This is a genomic window from Pukyongiella litopenaei (assembly GCF_003008555.2).
GTDB lineage: Bacteria > Pseudomonadota > Alphaproteobacteria > Rhodobacterales > Rhodobacteraceae > Pukyongiella > Pukyongiella litopenaei.
In genome coordinates, this window is sequence record NZ_CP027665.1 from 3,738,841 (window position 1) to 3,756,847 (window position 18,007).

Annotated in this window: 17 protein-coding genes; 9 read left to right on the plus strand and 8 right to left on the minus strand. The window is 67.1% G+C overall.

What is annotated here, in order from left to right:
- Positions 1–3: 3 nt before the first annotated feature.
- Together C6Y53_RS18205 and tolA are read left to right on the plus strand one after the other, a co-directional pair.
- Positions 4–393: an ExbD/TolR family protein gene (locus C6Y53_RS18205; RefSeq protein ID WP_106473714.1), complete on the plus strand. Its 390-nt coding sequence runs from the start codon at positions 4–6 to the stop codon at positions 391–393.
- On the plus strand, positions 390–1,268 hold the full coding sequence (tolA, locus tag C6Y53_RS18210; RefSeq protein WP_106473715.1) for a cell envelope integrity protein TolA: 879 nt from the start codon (positions 390–392) through the stop codon (positions 1,266–1,268). Before C6Y53_RS18205 ends, tolA begins: the two co-directional genes overlap by 4 nt.
- 62 nt (positions 1,269–1,330) lie before the next feature.
- On the opposite strand, the gene C6Y53_RS18215 is transcribed toward tolA, so the two are convergent.
- On the minus strand, positions 1,331–1,615 hold the full coding sequence (locus C6Y53_RS18215) for a DUF2218 domain-containing protein (protein ID WP_106473716.1): 285 nt from the start codon (positions 1,613–1,615) through the stop codon (positions 1,331–1,333).
- A gap of 85 nt (positions 1,616–1,700) precedes the next feature.
- On the opposite strand from C6Y53_RS18215, the gene C6Y53_RS18220 reads away from it, so the two are divergent.
- From C6Y53_RS18220 to C6Y53_RS18235, 4 genes are read left to right on the plus strand one after another with little or no spacing between them, the layout of a single operon-like run.
- Positions 1,701–2,591 carry a siderophore ABC transporter substrate-binding protein gene (locus tag C6Y53_RS18220; protein ID WP_106473717.1) on the plus strand — a complete coding sequence of 297 codons (891 nt, stop codon included), beginning with the start codon at positions 1,701–1,703 and terminating at the stop codon, positions 2,589–2,591.
- The gene (locus C6Y53_RS18225; RefSeq protein ID WP_106473718.1) at positions 2,588–3,550 is read left to right on the plus strand and encodes an ABC transporter permease; all 963 of its coding nucleotides are present in this window, start codon (positions 2,588–2,590) and stop codon (positions 3,548–3,550) included. Before C6Y53_RS18220 ends, C6Y53_RS18225 begins: the two co-directional genes overlap by 4 nt.
- Positions 3,540–4,487, plus strand: coding sequence for an iron chelate uptake ABC transporter family permease subunit (locus C6Y53_RS18230; protein WP_106473719.1), 948 nt, complete (start codon positions 3,540–3,542; stop codon positions 4,485–4,487). Before C6Y53_RS18225 ends, C6Y53_RS18230 begins: the two co-directional genes overlap by 11 nt.
- Positions 4,484–5,278 carry an iron ABC transporter ATP-binding protein gene (locus tag C6Y53_RS18235; RefSeq protein ID WP_106473720.1) on the plus strand — a complete coding sequence of 265 codons (795 nt, stop codon included), beginning with the start codon at positions 4,484–4,486 and terminating at the stop codon, positions 5,276–5,278. Before C6Y53_RS18230 ends, C6Y53_RS18235 begins: the two co-directional genes overlap by 4 nt.
- Before the next feature lie 21 nt (positions 5,279–5,299).
- Here C6Y53_RS18235 and C6Y53_RS18240 read toward each other — a convergent pair whose 3' ends face one another.
- From C6Y53_RS18240 to C6Y53_RS18250, 3 genes are all read right to left on the minus strand, one after another.
- Positions 5,300–5,977, minus strand: coding sequence for a TIGR02466 family protein (locus C6Y53_RS18240; RefSeq protein ID WP_106473721.1), 678 nt, complete (start codon positions 5,975–5,977; stop codon positions 5,300–5,302).
- A gap of 46 nt (positions 5,978–6,023) precedes the next feature.
- The gene (locus tag C6Y53_RS18245) at positions 6,024–6,848 is read right to left on the minus strand and encodes a hypothetical protein (RefSeq protein ID WP_149615558.1); all 825 of its coding nucleotides are present in this window, start codon (positions 6,846–6,848) and stop codon (positions 6,024–6,026) included.
- Between the two features lie 193 nt (positions 6,849–7,041).
- Positions 7,042–8,367: an aspartate aminotransferase family protein gene (locus C6Y53_RS18250; RefSeq protein WP_106473723.1), complete on the minus strand. Its 1,326-nt coding sequence runs from the start codon at positions 8,365–8,367 to the stop codon at positions 7,042–7,044.
- 228 nt (positions 8,368–8,595) lie between these two features.
- Here C6Y53_RS18250 and C6Y53_RS18255 point away from each other — a divergent pair, with 228 nt between their 5' ends.
- From C6Y53_RS18255 to C6Y53_RS18265, 3 genes are all read left to right on the plus strand, one after another.
- Positions 8,596–9,567 (plus strand): TAXI family TRAP transporter solute-binding subunit, encoded by a 972-nt coding sequence (locus tag C6Y53_RS18255; RefSeq protein ID WP_106473724.1) that lies wholly within the window; start codon positions 8,596–8,598, stop codon positions 9,565–9,567.
- A gap of 92 nt (positions 9,568–9,659) precedes the next feature.
- Positions 9,660–12,272, plus strand: coding sequence for a TRAP transporter permease (locus C6Y53_RS18260; RefSeq protein WP_106474195.1), 2,613 nt, complete (start codon positions 9,660–9,662; stop codon positions 12,270–12,272).
- On the plus strand, positions 12,269–12,700 hold the full coding sequence (locus tag C6Y53_RS18265; protein ID WP_106473725.1) for a universal stress protein: 432 nt from the start codon (positions 12,269–12,271) through the stop codon (positions 12,698–12,700). Before C6Y53_RS18260 ends, C6Y53_RS18265 begins: the two co-directional genes overlap by 4 nt.
- 12 nt (positions 12,701–12,712) lie before the next feature.
- On the opposite strand, the gene C6Y53_RS18270 is transcribed toward C6Y53_RS18265, so the two are convergent.
- The 4 genes from C6Y53_RS18270 to C6Y53_RS18285 all read right to left on the minus strand — a co-directional run bounded on the left by C6Y53_RS18270 (position 12,713) and on the right by C6Y53_RS18285 (position 17,879).
- Entirely contained in the window at positions 12,713–13,597 is an 885-nt protein-coding gene (locus tag C6Y53_RS18270; protein WP_106473726.1) for a nitrogen regulation protein NR(II), read from the minus strand.
- Between the two features lie 160 nt (positions 13,598–13,757).
- Complete coding sequence (locus C6Y53_RS18275; protein WP_106473727.1) at positions 13,758–14,831, minus strand: lipocalin-like domain-containing protein; 1,074 nt, start codon at positions 14,829–14,831, stop codon at positions 13,758–13,760.
- Complete coding sequence (locus C6Y53_RS18280) at positions 14,821–17,223, minus strand: FtsX-like permease family protein (RefSeq protein WP_425300366.1); 2,403 nt, start codon at positions 17,221–17,223, stop codon at positions 14,821–14,823. The genes C6Y53_RS18275 and C6Y53_RS18280 overlap by 11 nt, the downstream gene beginning before the upstream one ends.
- Entirely contained in the window at positions 17,223–17,879 is a 657-nt protein-coding gene (locus C6Y53_RS18285) for an ABC transporter ATP-binding protein (RefSeq protein WP_106474196.1), read from the minus strand. The genes C6Y53_RS18280 and C6Y53_RS18285 overlap by 1 nt, the downstream gene beginning before the upstream one ends.
- Positions 17,880–18,007 lie beyond the last annotated feature (128 nt).

Here is an 18,007-nt window from a genome sequence, read left to right on the forward strand (position 1 = left end):
CCGATGCAGATCGACGCACCCTCCAGACGGCCGGGACAGGAAAGCATCGTGCCGATGATCAACGTGGTGTTCCTGCTGCTGATCTTCTTCCTGATGACCTCGCAGATCGCGCCGCCGGACCCGGTCGAGGTGACCGCGCCCAGGTCGCAATCGGGCGGCGAACCCGAAGCGCCCGGCGAGGACAAGCTGTTCGTGAATGCCGACGGGGTCCCGCATCTGGGCGAAACCAGCGGCGATGCGGTCTATGCCGCGCTCGCCGGGCGCGGCCCGGAGGCCGACCCGCTCCTGCTGGTCGTCGATCGCAAACTCGAGGCGGCCCGGCTCGCGGAGATGCTGCGCCGGCTGACCGCGCTGGGGGCGGCGCGGGTCGAACTCGTGGTGAGCCCGGAATGAGAAAAACGGTCGAATTCGGTGTGTTCGGTGCGCTCGCGATCGGGCTGCATGTGGTGCTGATGGCGGATTACCCCGAACAGGGCGCCGAGGCCGGAGGCGCGGGCGGGGACGCGTTGCTGACGCTGGTGGGCGCGACACCGCAGATCGAAACCATGGTCGAGACATGGATGCGCCCGCCGCCCGCGCAACCGGTTGTCGATCCGGTCCAGACCCTGCCCGAGATTGAACGGCCGCTGCTGCCGATGTCCTCGGTGCGGCTGGACGAGGCGCCGAATTCCCGGCTCAGGCTGGCGGCCATGATCGAGCCGCGCCCCGAGACACCGGACAAGCCGGAAATCGATACCGCGCCACCGCCACCGCCAGAGGTCGAACCCGACCCGCCGCAGGTGACTGCCGATCAGCGCCCCCGGACACGTCCCGAGCGCACACCCGTCAAGAAGCCCGAGCAGAAGCCCAAGAAGAAGGCAAAACCCGCCGAGCGCGCTCAGCGTGCCTCGGCGGGATCGGCGGCTCAGAAGGCGGCGGGGTCGGGCGGGTCGGCACAGGCCGGAAACAGCGGCAAGGCCGCCACGAAAACACTGTCGCCCGGCAAGGAGGCGAGCCTGGTTGCCACATGGGGCGCCCGGATCCGGTCGCAGGTCGAACGGCGCAAACGCCATCCCGGCGGGCGCGCCAAGGGCCGGGTTGTGCTGAAGATCTCGGTGGCGCGCAGCGGCCAGCTGCAATCTGTATCCGTGCGCCGGTCCTCGGGGCAGCCCGCGCTCGATGCCGCCGCCGTGGCGGCGGTCAAGCGCGCCGGGCGGTTCCCGGCGGCGCCCAAACAGCTGACAAAGCCGGTCTACGGCTTTTCGCTGCCGATCAATTTCGGGCGCTAGAATGAACGCCCAGCCCGCCGCCCGTTCCGTTGCCAGTCATCCCGGCCAGCCAGCCCTGCCGGTCAGCCCTGCCAGTCCAGCGCCTCGATCTTTTCGCGAAAGGCAAAGCGCAGGATGTGGCTTTCGATCACCTGCCGCGCCCGGTCCAGGTTTTCCGCGTCCTCGGCGGCAACCTCGAACCGCAACGCGGCGTCATCGGCAAACATCTGAGCCTTTCCAAACGGAAACGCGCAGCTGGCATCGGTTTCGGAATACGCGACCTCGATCTTGTGGGCGAAATGTTTGCACATCTGCTGCAGGTATTTGCGGGCATGTGCGGTGGGCATGATGGCTGTGTTCGTGAGCATGGTCTGAAAATCCTATGGTTTTACTCAGAATAAAGATGGCGTATCGGGATCGCAACGCGATTCCGCGCCCCGGAAAGGACAGGACATGAAATTTGCCGCTCTTCTCGCCGCCGCGCTGGCTGCCGCGGTGCCGGTCTCGGCCGCGCAGGTCACCGTGCATTCGGCAGCGGGTGAGGCAACCGTGCAAGCCCCGCCGGACCGGGTGGCGGTCTATGACATTCCCGCGCTGGACACGTTGCAGGCGCTGGGGGTGCCGGTGGGCGCGACCGTGCGGCAGGTCTATGTCGATTACCTCGAGCCGTCCCGCGCGTCCGCCGAGATGGTCGGCACGCTGTTCGAACCCGACTACGAGGCGCTGCACGCCTATGGCCCGGACCTGATCATCGTGGGGCAGCGCAGCACAGGGCTTGCCGGGGATCTCACCCGGATCGGCCCGGTCATGGACGCATCCTTTGCCCCCGACGCGCATCTGGCGCAGGTGCTGGCCTCGTTTGACCGATACGCGGAGTTGTTCGACCGCGCGCCCGAGGCGGCAAGCCTGAAGGACACCCTGGCCGCGAGGATCGACGCGGCACGCGCGGCGGTGACCGGCGCGGGCAGCGCCCTGATCGTGATGACCAACGGGCCGAAAATCTCGACCTTCGGCCCCGGATCGCGCTTTGGCTGGCTGCATGGCGAACTGGGGCTGGACCCGGCCGTGACGGACATTGCCGACGCTTCCCATGGCGAAGCGATCTCGTTTGAATACATCGCCCGTGCCGATCCGGACTGGCTGATCGTTCTCGACCGGACGGCGGCCATCGGCCAGACCGGGCAGGGGGCGCGGGACGTGCTGGACAACGATCTGGTGCGCGGCACCCGGGCCTGGAGCGCGGGGCAGGTGGTCTATCTCGACCCGGCCGCGATGTATATCGCCGCGGGCGGCCACCAGGCGACCATGCGCGTGCTCGGGCAGATCATCGACGCGTTTGAATGAGGCGCAACCCGACAATTCCGCTGCTTGCGCTCGGGGTGCCGGTTCTGGCGCTGGCGTCGCTGATGATCGGCGCCGATACCATCGCACTGGCCGACCTGCTGCATGACCCCCAGGCCCGCCTGCTGATCGTGGCGGGCCGCCTGCCGCGCACGATCGCGGCGATCCTGACCGGTGCCGCGCTGGCGGCGGCCGGACTGATCATGCAGATCCTCAGCCGCAACCGGTTCGTCGAACCGGCAACCGCCGGCACCGCGCAAAGCGCGGCGCTGGGGATCGTCCTCGTCACGCTGCTCGCCCCCGGATGGGGCCTGCCGGCCAAGATGATGGCGGCGATCCTGGCCGCGCTGGCGGGCACTGCCGGGTTTCTCGCGCTGGTGTCGCGCCTGCCGGTTCACCAACCGCTGCTCGTGCCGCTGACCGGGCTGGTCTATGGCGGCGTGATCGGCGCGGCGGTGTCGTTCACCGCCTACGAAGCGGACCTGCTGCAATATGTCGATATCTGGACCAACGGTGAATTCTCGGCTGTCGTGCGCGGCCGCTACGAGATGCTGTGGGTGGCCGCCGGGGCGGCCGCGCTGACCTATGCGGCGGCCGATCAGCTGACCATCGTCGGGCTGGGCCGGGACACGGCGATCAACCTCGGGCTGGGCTACCGGCAGGTCATGGCGCTGGGGCTGCTGGCGGTATCGGTGGTGACGGCGGTGACGGTGGTGACGGTGGGTCTGGTTCCTTTCGTGGGGCTGGTCGTGCCCAATATCGTCAGCCGGATATGCGGCGACAACCTGCGCCGGTCGCTGCCGCTGGTGGCGCTGACCGGGGCCGGGCTGGTGCTGGGCTGCGACATCCTGGGACGGATCGTGCGCCATCCGCATGAGGTGCCGGTCGGCACGGTGATGGGCATCGTCGGCGCCGTGACCTTTCTGTGGCTCCTGAACGCGCGGCGGTCCGATGCCCGCTAGGCGACTGGCGATCCTCGGTGCTCTCATGGCGGCGGCCTGCGTGCTCTACCTGACATGGGGCGCGCGCGGCGGCGACCTCGGCTTTGTGATCGGGTTCCGGACCGGCAAGCTGGCCGCGCTGGTGACCGTGGCCATCGCCGTGGCCTTGTCCACGCTGCTGTTCCAGACCGTCACCGGCAACCGCATCCTGACGCCGTCGATCATGGGGTTCGACGCGCTGTTCCTGCTGATCCGGACGACCCTGGTCTGGGCCCTGGGCGCCACCGCCTACGCGGCGCTGGATCCCGGCCTGTTCTTTCTCGCGCAGGCCGCGATCATGATGGCGGCGGCACTGCTGCTCTTCGGGGTGATGCTGCGCGGCGGACAGCGCGATCTGAACCGGCTGGTGCTGTCGGGCGTCGTGCTGGGGATCGGCCTGCGCAGCCTGACGGCGTTCCTGCAGCGCATGATCGACCCCAACGCCTTTGCCGTGATCCAGGCCACCAGTTTTGCGCGGTTCAACCGTATCGAACAGGACGGGCTGCTGATCGCCGCCGTCACCGTCGCGATCTCGGCGGCGGCGATCTGGCGCTGGCACCGGGTGCTGGACGCGATGGAGCTTGGCCGCGAGACGGCAATCGGCCTCGGCGTCGAGTATGACCGGATGGTCCGGCGCGCGCTGCTGGTGGTGGCGGCGCTGGTTTCGGTGTCCACCGCGCTCGCCGGGCCGATGGTCTTTGTCGGTCTGCTGGTCGTCAGCCTGGCGCGGGTCGCGCTGCCCACCCACCGCAACGCGGTCCTGATCCCCGGCGCGGTCATGGTCGCGGTTCTGCTGCTGGTTCTGGGGCAGACCGTGTTCGAACGGGTGCTGTCGCTGCAGAGCACGCTGAGCATCGCCATCGAGTTTTTCGGCGGGCTCGTTTTCCTGACCCTGATCTTCCGAAGGAGCCGGTCGTGATCTCAGTGCGCAACCTGTCCTATGCCGTCGGCGGCACCCCGATCCTGAGCGAGGTCACGGTCGATATCGTGCCGGGCCGCATCACCGCGCTGATCGGACCGAACGGCGCGGGAAAATCCACGCTGCTGGCGCAGATGGCGCGGCTGTTGCGGCCCGATACCGGCAACGTGACGCTGGACGGCACCGACGTGCACCAGGTGCCCACCGGCGACCTGGCCCGCCGGCTGGCGATCCTGCGGCAGGAACAGGGGCAACCCAGCCGCATGACCGTGCGCGAACTGGTCGGGTTCGGCCGGTTTCCGCACCACCGGGGCCGGGTGACGGCGCGGGACCGCACCCATGTCGACACCGCGCTGGAACGGCTGTCGCTGACCGAATTTGCCGGGCGCTATTTCGACACGCTGTCGGGTGGGCAGAAACAGCGGGTCCTGATCGCGATGGTCCTGTGCCAGGACACCGAGGTGGTCCTGCTGGACGAACCCATGAACAATCTCGACCCGGCCCAGGTGCAGGTGGTCATGGGCGCGGTCGATCACATGTCGCAGGCCCTGGGCAAGACGGTGGTCGTCGTGCTGCACGATCTCAACCACGCCGCCGGGCTGGCATCGCAGGTCGTCGCCATGAAAGCCGGACGGGTGTTTGCCAAAGGTGAAACCGACCGGATCCTGAACCGGCCGCTGCTGGAACGGCTCTACGATGCCGCATTCGACGTGCTGCGCCATGACGGTCGGCCGATCGTGGTGCCGAAGGCGGGCAATGATGTTTCGCCCGCGCTGAACGTCTGCCCCTGACCGGCCAGCCGCCCGCCGCGCCTATTTGGGTTTCTTCACCTGGTTGATGTTGAAGCTGATGATGATGCGTTCGCTTTCGAGCCCGTCGCCCTGCGCCAGGTTGGGTTCGACGCTGTGATAGAGCCATGAGGGAAAGAACAGCATTTTCCCGGCCACCGGCTTGACCTTCACCTTGGTCCAGCATTCCACCTGGCGGCGCTGTTTCGGGATGAAACTGGCCGAATTCATGATCGTGACCGTGCGCGGATCGGTGAACTCGATCTGGCCCGCGCCCTCGGGCGCCTGCACATAATAGACCCCGCTCCACAGCGCGCCGGGGTGAACATGGGCGCGGTTCGAACTGAGCGGCGGGTTGGTGATCGACCACATGGTGGTGATCTTCAGTTCGCGCGACTTGTCATAGCCCAGATTGTCGGACACGCCCGCCAGCATCATGTGAAGCCTGTCGGTCAAGCGCTTGAACTTGGGGTCTTTTTGCAGGTGGTTATGGCTGTGCCAGCCGCCGAGGCTGCGGAAGTTCGACCGTTCGATGCCCTTGGTGTCCTTCTTGCGTTCTTCGAGGATCGCATCGAGGATTTCCCGGTTCATCGTTTCCGCGTCATGCAGCTTGGACGAAAAGACGAGCGTCGGAAAATAATCGTCGCGGCGCAGCTCGTCATTGCCGCCTTCGGTCTCGATCGTGCGAACGGTGCGTGTCATCTCAATCTCCTTGGTCGTATCGTTGAAAAAATGGGTTGGAATTCTCTCATGGGCAGGCGGGCGTGCCGTCATGGGCCGGCGGCGGAAGCGACAGGATGGTCGCCAGCACCGCCAGCCGGGCCGGAACCCGGGCGCGGATCGCGGCAGCGTCGGCGGGGGGGATGCGGCCGGGGCGGTAGATCAGGCCATAGGCAAACAGCGCCGTTTCGGCCAGGTCCTCGCCTTCGGGGTGTTCCTGCGCATAGCGGGTGACAAAGGCATCATCCGCCGCCTGCGCCGCCCGCCAGTCATCCGACCGCGCATGGTCGCGGTCGAGCGAGGCATGCACCGCCTCGTGGAACAGCGATTCCTCGAGATGGTCCTGCGACAGGCGCAGGTCGGTCTTGCCCGAATAGACGAACACCTTGCCCGGTCCGCCATGGTAACCTTTGTCGCCCTTGTGGATGCCGAACTGGCGCAGGCCCGACCGCAGCAGCGCCGGGAGCTGACCCAGCGGCCTAGCATAGCGTTCCGCCTCGGCGCGCGCGCTGCCGGTATCGCCGAACTCGGGGTTCAGCACGATGTCGATGGGGGCGCTGTCGCTGAAATGCGCGACGAACAGGAACGCGTTTAGGTCGCGTTCGCCGTCGATGCGTTTGTCCCACATCTGCCTGACCTCGCGGCCACGGTCCTCGAGACAGAGAAACGCCGACGCGTCGCCGGTCGCGATGATGTCGAACACGGTGTCGGCGGTGGCGTCAAAGGGTGGCTCGGGAGAGGCGGCCATCGGTGCGGGGGCCGCGGCCAGCATTGCCGAAACGCCCAGCGCCGCGATCCTGTGCCGCCCGTGACGGGGCAGGGGGTACATCCGGTCGGCGCGTCGATACGGCATCGCGTCATGTCCTTGTCTCTGCGGCAGCCTCACGACGGGCTTCATGCCCCCGCCGCCCCGGCGCAATGTGCCGGTGGGATGGAATCGGACTGCCGAGATCACATCAATCTTCTACAATGCCTTTACTCTACGGGCTTGCGGCGGGTCAGGCAAATGCGGGATTTCCTGACCCTCGTGCGGCAGGTGGCGCAGATCAGGCCCCGGTGGCCTCGCGGATCGCCACCCCGAGCTTGTCGACCAGTTCGCCGGTTTGGTCCTCATCGAGGATGAAAGGCGGCGCCAGCAGGACGTGATCGCCGCGCTGGCCGTCGATGGTGCCGCCCATCGGATAGCAGACCAGCCCGGCCTCGAAGGCCGCGCGCTTGACCCGCGCGTTTACCTTGCGGGCGGGATCGAACGGGGTCCGGTTTTCGCGATCGGCCACCAGTTCGAGCCCCAGAAACAGCCCGCGCCCGCGGATGTCGCCCACATGCGGGTGCTGGCCGAACCGGTCCTCGAGCGCCGCCCGCAGCCGGTCGCCGCGCGGGGCAACATCGGCGGCGATTCCGTCGTCGGTCAGCCGGCCCAGCACGGCCAGCGCGGCGGCGCAGGCGGTGGGGTGGCCCATATAGGTATGCCCGTGCTGGAAGAAACCGCTGCCCGCCGCGATCGCCTCATAGATCGTCCCGGAACACAGCATCGCGCCGATCGGCTGGTATCCGGCCCCCAGCCCCTTGGCGATGGCGCAGATATCCGGGCGCACGCCGTCCTGTTCGCAGGCAAACAGCGTCCCGGTGCGGCCCATGCCGCACATGACCTCGTCGAGGATCAGCAGCACGCCATGGCGGTCGCACACCTCGCGGATCGCCTTGAAATAGCCCGGCACGGCGGGCACCGCGCCAAGGGTCGCGCCGACAACCGGTTCGGCGACAAAGGCCATCACCGTGTCGGGGCCAAGCTCTTCCAGCTTGCTCTCGAATTCCCGCGCCAGACGCAGGCCATAGGCGTCGGCGGTCTCGCCCGGTTGCTGGCCGCGATAGGCGTAGCAGGGCGAAACATGGTGGGTTTCCATCAGCAGCGGCGCAAAGGGCGCGCGCCGCCATCGGTTGCCGCCGGTGGCCAGCGCCCCCAGCGTGTTGCCATGATAGCTCTGCTGGCGGGCGATGACGTGCCGGCGCTGCGGCTGGCCGGTCTCGATGAAATACTGCCGCGCCAGTTTCAGCGCCGCCTCCACCGCCTCGGAGCCGCCGGACACCAGATAGACCCGCTCCAGCCCCTCGGGCGCCAGCGCGATCAGGCGGTCGGCCAGTTCCTCGGCCGGATCGGAGGTGAAAAAACCGGTATGGGCAAAGGCGATCCGGTCGAGCTGGGCCTTGATCGCATCGAGCACCTTGCGGTCCGAATGCCCCAGGCAGGACACCGCAGCGCCGCCCGACCCGTCGAGATACCGTTTGCCATCGGCGTCGATCAGATACACCCCGTCGCCGCCGGCGATGCGGGGGGGCTGGATCAGGGTGTGGCGGGGAAAAATATGGCTCATGGTTCATATCCGACGAAAGCAGCGTTTCGGCAACGCAACGGCATACCGTCAGGGTTGACAAGTGAAAATGCCGGTGGAACCCTGAGTTACCTTGATAGGGGACGATTTTCCGCGCTTTTTCAAGCCCATCGGTTTTCGGTTGACCAAACCGCGCCGCCGGGCAGGAAACCGAGGCTGGTCAATCGTCCCTTTCGAACGTGATGCAAACGCAACTGGGGAGACTCTGAAATGAAACATTTTGCCAAGGCGGGCCTCGGCGCGCTGGTCACGGCGGCCTTCATGGCGCCGGCGGCCTGGGCCGAGGAATTCATCACCATCGGCACCGGCGGCGTCACCGGCGTCTATTATCCCACCGGCGGCGCGATCTGCCGGCTGGTGAACAAGGGCCGCAAGGAACATGGCGTGCGCTGTTCGGTCGAATCGACCGGCGGGTCGGTCTACAACATCAAGACCATCCGCGAAGGTGAGCTGGAATTCGGCGTCGCCCAGTCGGACTGGCAGTTCCACGCCTTCAACGGCTCCTCGGACAATTTCGAGGCGGACGGCCCGTTCGAAGGTCTGCGCGCGGTGTTCTCGCTGCATCCCGAACCGTTCACCGTGGTGGCGCGGGCCGACAGCGGCATCAAGACCTTCGACGATCTCAAGGGCAAGCGCGTCAACCTGGGCAATCCCGGTTCGGGCGCGCGCGGTACCTTCGAGATCGTGATGAACGAAAAGGGCTGGACGACCGACGATTTCGCGCTGGCGGCCGAACTCAAGCCCGCCGAGCAGTCGGCGGCCCTGTGCGACAACCAGGTGGACGCGATCGTCTTTACCGTCGGACACCCGTCGGGCACGATCCAGGAAGCAACCACCGCCTGTGACAGCGTGCTGGTCAATGTCGAAGGCCCCGAGATCGACAAGCTGATCGCCGACAACCCCTATTACCGCAGCGCGACGATTCCGGGCGGCATGTATCGCGGCACCGATGGCGACACGACGACCTTCGGTGTCGGCGCGACGCTGGTGACCTCGGACCAGGTGTCCGACGATGCGGTCTATACCGTGGTGTCGGCCGTGTTCGACAATTTCGACGCGTTCAAGAAGCTGCACCCCGCCTTTGCCCATCTCAAGCCCGAGGAGATGATCAAGGACGGCCTGTCGGCCCCGCTGCATCCGGGAGCTGAGAAATACTACAAGGAACAGGGCTGGCTCGAATAATCGACCACCCATGAACGGGGCGCCATCGAGCGCCCCGTTTTCCCGTCCGACAGATAAAACAGCCGAATGACGGCGGAACAGGGAGAATGACGATGGCATCGGACCAGCAACAGGGCGGGCGTCCGCTCAGCGAAGAAGAACTACAGGAACTCGTCGCCGCCTCCGATGCGGGCGCCCGCGATCCCGCCGGCGGCATCGGCCTGTTCCTGGCCATCGTCGCGGTGGTGTGGTCGCTGTTCCAGGTGGTGCTGGCCTCACCGGTTTCGAACATGGTCCTGCCCGGCGGCGTCATCAACAACGCGCGCCAGATTCACCTGGCCTTTGCCATCTTCCTGGCCTTCATGGCCTATCCCGCGCTGCGGAGCAGCCCGCGCGACCGGATCCCGTTCCAGGACTGGATCCTTGCCGTTGTCGGGGCGATCATCGCGCTTTACGGCTATATCTTCTATACCAAGATCGTCGCGTCCGGCGGGCTCGCCGACGACACCGACAAATGGGTCGCGCTGGTCGGGCTGATCCTGCTCTTCGAAGCCGCCCGGCGTGCGCTCGGACCCGCCATGGCGATCATCGCGACGATCTTCCTGGCCTATGTGTTCTTCGGCGCCTCCGACTGGGTGCCCGACGTGATCCGCTGGAAGGGCGCGACGCTGAAAAAGGCAATGAGCCACATGTGGATCACCTCCGAGGGGGTCTTCGGCATCGCGCTCGGCGTCTCCACCAAGTTCGTGTTCCTCTTCGTGCTGTTCGGGGCGCTGCTCGACAAGGCCGGAGCCGGAAACTACTTCATCAAGATGGCGTTCGGGGCGCTGGGGCATCTGCGCGGCGGGCCGGCCAAGGCCGCCGTGGTGGGCTCCGCGGCCACCGGGCTGATCTCGGGGTCGTCCATCGCCAACGTGGTCACCACCGGCACCTTCACCATTCCGCTGATGAAACGGGTCGGTTTCACCTCCGAACAGGCCGGTTCGGTCGAGGTGGCCAGTTCGGTGAACGGTCAGATCATGCCCCCGGTCATGGGGGCGGCGGCGTTCCTGATGGTGGAATATGTGGGCATCTCCTATGTCGAGGTGATCACCCACGCCTTCCTGCCCGCGGCGATTTCCTATGTGGCGCTGGTCTATATCGTGCATCTGGAAGCGGTGAAGCGGAACATGCCGACGCTGGGCGACCGCGTGGTGTCGCTGGGCCGGACCATCGGCGGCATGGCGATCTTCTTTGCCGGGTTCGCGGCGCTCTGCTACGGGGTGCAATACCCGGTCCGCTGGGTGATCGCGCTGATGCCGGATGCCTCGGGGCTGGCGCTGTCGGCGCTCGTCGTGCTGGTCTACCTGGTCCTGCTCTGGCTCGCCTCCGGCACGCCCGACCTGGAGCCCGACGACCCCAATGCCGAGCATGTCGAACTGCCGGTGGTGTCCGAGATCTACCGCGCGGGGCTGTATTACCTGCTGCCGATCATCGTGCTGGTCTATTTCCTGATGATCGAACAGAAATCGCCCGGCCTGTCGGCATTCTGGGCCACCGCGCTCTTGTTCGTGATCCTGCTCACGCAGAAGCCGCTGAAATCCATCTTTCGCGGTGAAAACGACACCGCCAACGCCTTCATGGGTGGCGTGGCCGACCTGTGGCAGGGGCTGATCGACGGCGCCCGAAACATGATCGGCATCGCGCTGGCCACCGCCACCGCCGGTGTCATCGTCGGCACGGTGACGCTGACCGGGGTGGGGCAGGTGATGGCCGACCTGGTCGAGTTCCTGTCGGGTGGCAACCTGATCCTGATGCTGATCATGGTCGGGCTTCTCAGCCTCGTGCTGGGCATGGGGCTGCCGACCACCGCAAACTACATCGTCGTGTCGTCGCTGATGGCCGGCGTCGTGGTCGAACTGGGGGCACAGTCGGGGCTGATCGTGCCGCTGATCGCGGTGCACCTGTTCGTGTTCTACTTCGGCATCATGGCGGACGTGACCCCGCCGGTCGGGCTGGCCAGTTTCGCCGCCGCCGCCGTGTCGGGCGGGGATGCGATCCGCACCGGCTTTACCGCCTTCTTCTATTCCCTGCGCACCGTGGCGCTGCCGTTCGTGTTCATCTTCAACACCGATCTGCTGCTGATCGATGTCGGCTGGATGCAGGGGATACTGGTGGCGGTGACCGCCTCGATCGCGATCCTCGTCTTTACCGCAGGAACCATGGGGTGGTTCGTCACCCGGTCGCGCATCTATGAAAGCGTAGCGCTGATCCTGATCGCCTTTGCGCTGTTCCGGCCCGATTTCTTCATGAACCGGATCATGCCGCCCTATGCCGCGGTCGAGCCCACCGAACTCGTCCAGGCGCTGGAAACCGCGCCCGAAGGCGGCGAGCTGCGGATGGTCGTCGCCGGCCCCGATTTCGACACCGGTGAACTCAAGGACACCACGCTGGTGCTGAATGTCGGACCCGAAGCGACCGGCCAGGAACGGCTCGACGCGCTGGGGCTGATGCCGCTGGAGGAGGACGGGGTGATGAAACTGGATGAACCCATGTTCGGCACCCCGGTGGCGGACAAGCTCGAAAGCTTCGATTTCTACGGCGACGACCCGGTCAGGGTCGTATCGGTCAAGGCACCGGCCAGCCAGCTGCCGAAGGAACTGGTGTTCATCCCGGCGCTGATCCTGCTGGGACTGGTCGCCTTCCTTCAGAAAGCCCGCGCCGGCAAACAGGGAGAACCAGCATGACAAACTCCGTTCTTTGCGCGGTCGATATCAGCAATGGCGAAATCGACGCGCCGGTCATCCGGCAGGCGGCCAAGCTGGCCGATCTGGACGGGGCGCAGCTCGACGTGATCACGGTCGTGCCCGACTGGGGGCAATCGCTGGTGGCCTCGTTCTTCGAGACCCACCACCACGACCGGGTGGTGAAAGAGGCCAACCGGCAGTTGCGCGACCTTTGCGTGAAGGTGCTGGGCGATGACCGCAATGCCTCGGTCCGCCATGTGGTCGCCACCGGAACCGCCTATGAGGCGATCCTGAAAATGGCCAAGAAGGCGGGCACCGATCTGATCGTGATCGGCGCCCACAAGCCCGATTTCAAGGACTACCTGCTGGGCCCGAACGCGGCCCGGGTGATCCGGCATTCGACCTGTTCGGTTTATGTGGTGCGCTGACCGGGCCGCCTGCTAGCCGTCGACCGGCGTCAACAACACCACATAGAAGGCCTGTTCAAAATGCTGGATCGGGCTGATCGTGGCGTTGAAACTGCTCAGCCGCTGGTGTTGCAGGTGCAGGCACCGGGTCATGCTGGGCATGCCGTGGCGCAGTGCGTCCTCGGGGGTTTCATCGAACATCAGGTCGAGCCCGGCATAGTCGAACACCGTGCGATCCCAGGGGCCGTATCCGCCCTGGTCGAAGGCGATCCGCGCGGGTTTGTTGGCATAGCGCACCCGTGACGCGTCATCGACGATCAACACCGGCACCGGCAGGATCTCCAGCCCCGGCTGCAACGCGTTTTCCGGGGTGTTCAGCACCAGCAGTTCCTCGACGGCGCCATCGGTGCCGCGCACCGGTATCACCGCCCGCCGCCAGGTCGAGACGAACATCTGAAGGGGCGGCTGGTGAACTGTCAGCACCGTTTCCTCGCGGGCGCAGGCCGCCAGGTAGATCGCGAGGAAGAAGTCGCTGACATGGCTCGGGAAATCCTGTGTCGTCGCGCCGGTCATGTCCTTGCCGTAATGCTGCGCGATGCCGTTGCCGTAATGCAGGTAGGTGAACGCGGTCTCGCCGGGCAACCGGCGCACATGCATCAGCCAGTCGCGCATGGCGCCAAAGGTCCGCAGCGAAAAATCCCGCGATTGCAGCAGCCCGTCCTCGCGGCACATCGGGCGGCAGGCATAGGCGAACCTGGACACCAGGCTGCTGCCGACCATGCGCAGATCGGGCGACCACTGGATGTAAGGCGGCGGAGAACCCGCATCGGCAAACAGCCGATTGACCGGGCCAAAATCGCCGCGCACGAGCGCCTCGGCGATGTCGGACCCTGAATTTGTCCTGGCGTTCCCCGGCATTGTCTGGGCCCTTCATGGATCTGCCGCGTCTACGACTTTACTACAAGGGATCGTCCGAGGGGTTAATGCCGGCCGCCGGCGATAACGGTTTGTTTATGAAACGGCCGGTCCGGGCCCGCATATCGGCGGAAACATGCCAGTCTTGCGAACCGGCCGCGCCTCAATACCCGGTCATCTCGAGATAGCCGCGCCCCTTGTGACTACCGGCGACCCGAACCGGGCCTTCCCAATAGGCAAAGGAGGTGTCCATCCAGCTGTGCGGGTTCAGTGCCGTGACCTCGACATCGACGCCGCGCGCGGGCAGACGCAGGGTCCACGCGGTCGGGATCTCGCGCCCCGCGACCTTGCTGCGTTCCAGAGGTGCTACGATCAGCGCCCCGTCGGGCAGGGCGGTCGCCTGCCCATCCGGCGCGATCCAGGTGGCCGAGGTGAAATCGCCGTTGCCGCGCAGGCGGAACCCCATCAGCTTGTCTCCGCTGTCGAAGGAGAGCGAGAACCAGTCCCAGCCCTCTTGCGACGCCGACAGCGGCTGCGACGACCATTCGCGGTCGAACCAGCCGTCCCCGGTAACCTTCACCGTGCCATCCGGAAGCTGCAGGGTTCCGCTGATGCGATAGAAGGGCTGCGAATAGTAATGGCTGGCCTGGCCGTCGCGCGATTTGACCGAATACCCGCCATCGCCATGCAGGACCAGCGGCCGATCCCCGGCATCCAGCATCAGGTCATAGCCGAACCCATCGCCATGCGCGGACAGCGACAGCGCCGAAATGCCGGTCCCGCCATTGCTCTGCATCACCCAGTCGTCGATATGGGCCGAAAAGGGCGCGGCCTGCACCCCGGCCTGGCCGATCCCGCCGCGAGCAAGTTTCTCGGCATGGAAATGGCGGGTCGGTGTGGTCAGCCCGGCATGGCCGAACCAGATCTGCGGGCTGTCCCAGCCCCCGGCCTCGCCCGGCGCCAGCGCGGCCCGGAACAGGGTCCATTGCACCCCGTAGTCGCGCCCGTCCGCCCCGTCGAGCGTGGCGGTCAGATACCACCATTCGATGCGGAAATCCGGGTGCGGGCCGTGATCGGCGGGAAAGCTCAGGACATGGTCCGGGTCGGGCAGGGCAAAGCCGCCGGCATCGCTGCCCAGACCGGCAAAGCCCTGCGCGACGGCGGTCGCAGGCACCAGCAGGCCCAGGACGATCACGCGGGCGAGGATGATCGCCAATGCCGAAACCCTAGCGTTCACTGGCAAAGACCTTCAGCAATTCGGCGGGCGGCAACCGGTGCAGGCGCCGCGCGGGCAGGGCGGCGGCCAATGCGCCGGCCAGCAGGGCCAGCGCGCCCAGCCGCACCCAGTCCATCGGAAACACCGCGAACGGCAAACGCCATCCGAATGCCTCGGCATTGATCACGACCATCAGCACCCAGGCCAGCACCATCCCCAGGGGCAGGGCCAGAAGGGCGGTCATCGCGGTCAGCGCGAGGCTGCGGATCAGTTCCAGCCGCGCCAGCCGCGCCCGGCTCAGACCCAGCGCCCAGACCGGGGCGACCTGCGGCAGGCGCATCAACCAGAGGGTCAGAAGGCTGGTGAAGATCGCGAACCCCGCGACACCCAGGGTCAACAGGTTCAGCGCCGCGGTGATGACAAAGGTCTTGTCGAACACCGCCAGTGCCGCGGACTTGATCGCGGCCTGCGGGCGCAGCGCCTCGCGCCGCAGCGCAAAGGCCCCGCGCAGCTCGGCGGCCAGGGTGGCGGCATTCCCGGGGGCCACGCGGACCAGCGCCTGCATGACCGGCAGCGGCCCCATGATAGATTGCAGGGTCTCAAGCGACACCATCGCTTGCCCGGTCGGATTACCGTAATCGCTATAGATGCCAACCACTTGCAAGGCGTCATTGCCATCGAGCATCAACATGTCGCCCAGCGCGATGCCGCCGCGCCGGGCGAATTGTTCGTTGATCATCGCGCCGCTCCCATCCGCCAGCCGGTCCCAGCCATCGGGCAACGCCCGCAGCACCGGCCAGTTGTCGCGATAGGTGGCATGAGGGGTGATGCCATGCACCCAGATCTCCTGGGTGCCCGCGCCGGTCCGGACGGACGCGGTGGGCAGCACCGCATCGGCGCGCGTTGCCAGCCATTCGGTAATCGCCGCTGCCTCGGTTTCGCTCGGGGCGGTGAGGTAGAGCTCGGCCGGCAACCGTTGATCGAGCCAGCCGGTGAAGGTCAGGCGGAAGCCCGACACCATCGTGCCGACGCCGATATTGGTGGCCATCGCCAGCAGCAATGCCATCAGTGCCAGCGACAGGCCGGGCAATTGCGCACGCAGGTCGGCCCAGACCCATTGCATCACCGGATCGCGGGTTCGAGCCGCGATCCGGCGCAGCGCGGCCGCCAGCAGCGGCGGCAGCAGCAGCGCCGATCCCAGCATCAGCCCCGCCAGCAGGGCAAACCCGGCCAACAGACCGTCGACCATGGCGGCGGCGAGGCCCGCGAGGATCAACGCACCGCCCGCGATCGCCATCCAGCGGTGCCGGCGGGTTTCGGCCAGGGTCCAGGCGGATTGGCTGCCGGCGGCGAGCAGGGGCAGGGCGCGCAGCCTCAGCAATCCCTGTGCCCCGGCCAGCAGGACACCGGCCAGAGCCATGGCAAGGCCCGAGATGATCCAGCCCGGGCGCAGGTGTAGCCCCCCCTCGGCGGGGGCGCCATAGAGGCCGCGCAGCGTGGCGGCCACGTCGGGCAGCAACAGCGCGGCGACGACCCAACCCAGGATCACCCCCAGGATACCGGCCAGTAGGCCCAGCGCCACCAGTTCCGCCAGCAGCAGCAACGCCAGCCGCCGCAGCGGCAGGCCCAGCGCGCGCAGGGTCCGGAACATGGCCCGGCGCTGTTCGAACGCCAGCCCCGCCGCGCCGTGGACGATGAACAGCCCGACCGCGAAACAGAGCAGGCCAAAGGCCGTCAGGTTGAGGTGGAAACTGTCGGTCAGTTGCGCCGCGTCCAGCCCTGTCCGGGGCGGGTGGCGCTGCAGGCCGGGGGCGATGTCAGCGAGCGGCGGCAGATCGGCGCCCGGCGGCGCGATCAGCAGCAGCCGGGTGACGGTATCCGGCCGGTCGAGCAGCCGCGCCGCGGTCGAGATATCCGTGAGCAGCAGGTCGGGGGGCAACTCATCGGTCGGCAGCGGCGCGGGCAGACCCTCCGCCGCGCCAAGCCGCGCCAGCGTGTCGGGACGCCCGAACACGATCCCGGGCCGTCCGAATAGCTGTGCCGGTTCAGGCCCGTCTATACCGGGCTGCGGTTCGGGGCGGGCCGGGTAGCTCAGCAGGTCGGCGCCGATCAGCGAAACCGTGCCATCGGCGACCCGGAACCGGCCTTCGAGCAGCGGCGTCACCGGCCAGCCCGCGCGGCGCAGGCGCACATAGGTGGCGACCGGGATCCGGCCGGTTTCGGCAGTCAGGCTTTCATAGCGGCCGGTGCCGATCTGGTCGGCCGCACGGGCATAGGCGGCGCGGGCTTCGGCGTTGATCGCCTGCACCGCGACCCACAGCGCGGTTGCCAACGCCAGCCCCAGAACCAGGGTAAGCCCCTGACCGGGCCGCCGCCGCCAGTGGGACAGCAACGCGATGGCCGCTGCACGCATCATGCGATCACCCCGCCGGTCAGGTGCGCATGGCGGCCGAGCCGGGCGGCGATCTCGCGCGAATGGGTGACCAGCAGCAGCGCGGTGCCGCTCTCGGCGACCAGATCCAGCATCAGATCCAGCACCGCTGCACTGGCGGTTTCATCGAGATTGCCGGTCGGTTCGTCCGCCAGCAGCAGTTTTGGCCCCAGCGCCAGGGCCCGCCCGATCGCGACGCGCTGCTGCTGGCCTCCGGACAGCTCTTCGGGATAGCGCGCGCCCAACCCGTCCAGCCCCAGGCGTCGGGCGAGATCGGCCTGCCGCGCCGGATCGTCGCGCCCGGCCAGCCGGGCGTGAAAGGCGAGGTTCTGCGCGACCGTGAGCGACGGCACGAGGTTGTACTGCTGGAATACCAGCGCGACGGTTTCCCGCCGCAGCCGCGCCCGGCCCGCATCACCCAGCCCCGACAGCGGCACCCCATCGAGCGTAATCTCGCCTGTATCGAACCGGTCGAGGGCGCCGGCCAGGTGCAGCAGCGTGCTCTTGCCGCTGCCGCTCTCGCCGGTGAGCGCGAGGGTTTCGCCCGCGTCGAGCGCCAGTGACACGCCGCGCAGCACGGGCCGGCGCTGACCCGGGCCGGGATAGGTCTTGGTGACGGTATCGATGGTCAGCAGCATCTGGGCATCCCGGACAATCCGCGCCCAGCAAAGCGGCATTCCGCGGCCCTGTCCACCGGTGCCGCATCTGGCCCGGCGCGGCACCCTGGCCCGAATGTTGGCCGCATGCGGCAAAATTGTGGGGTTGA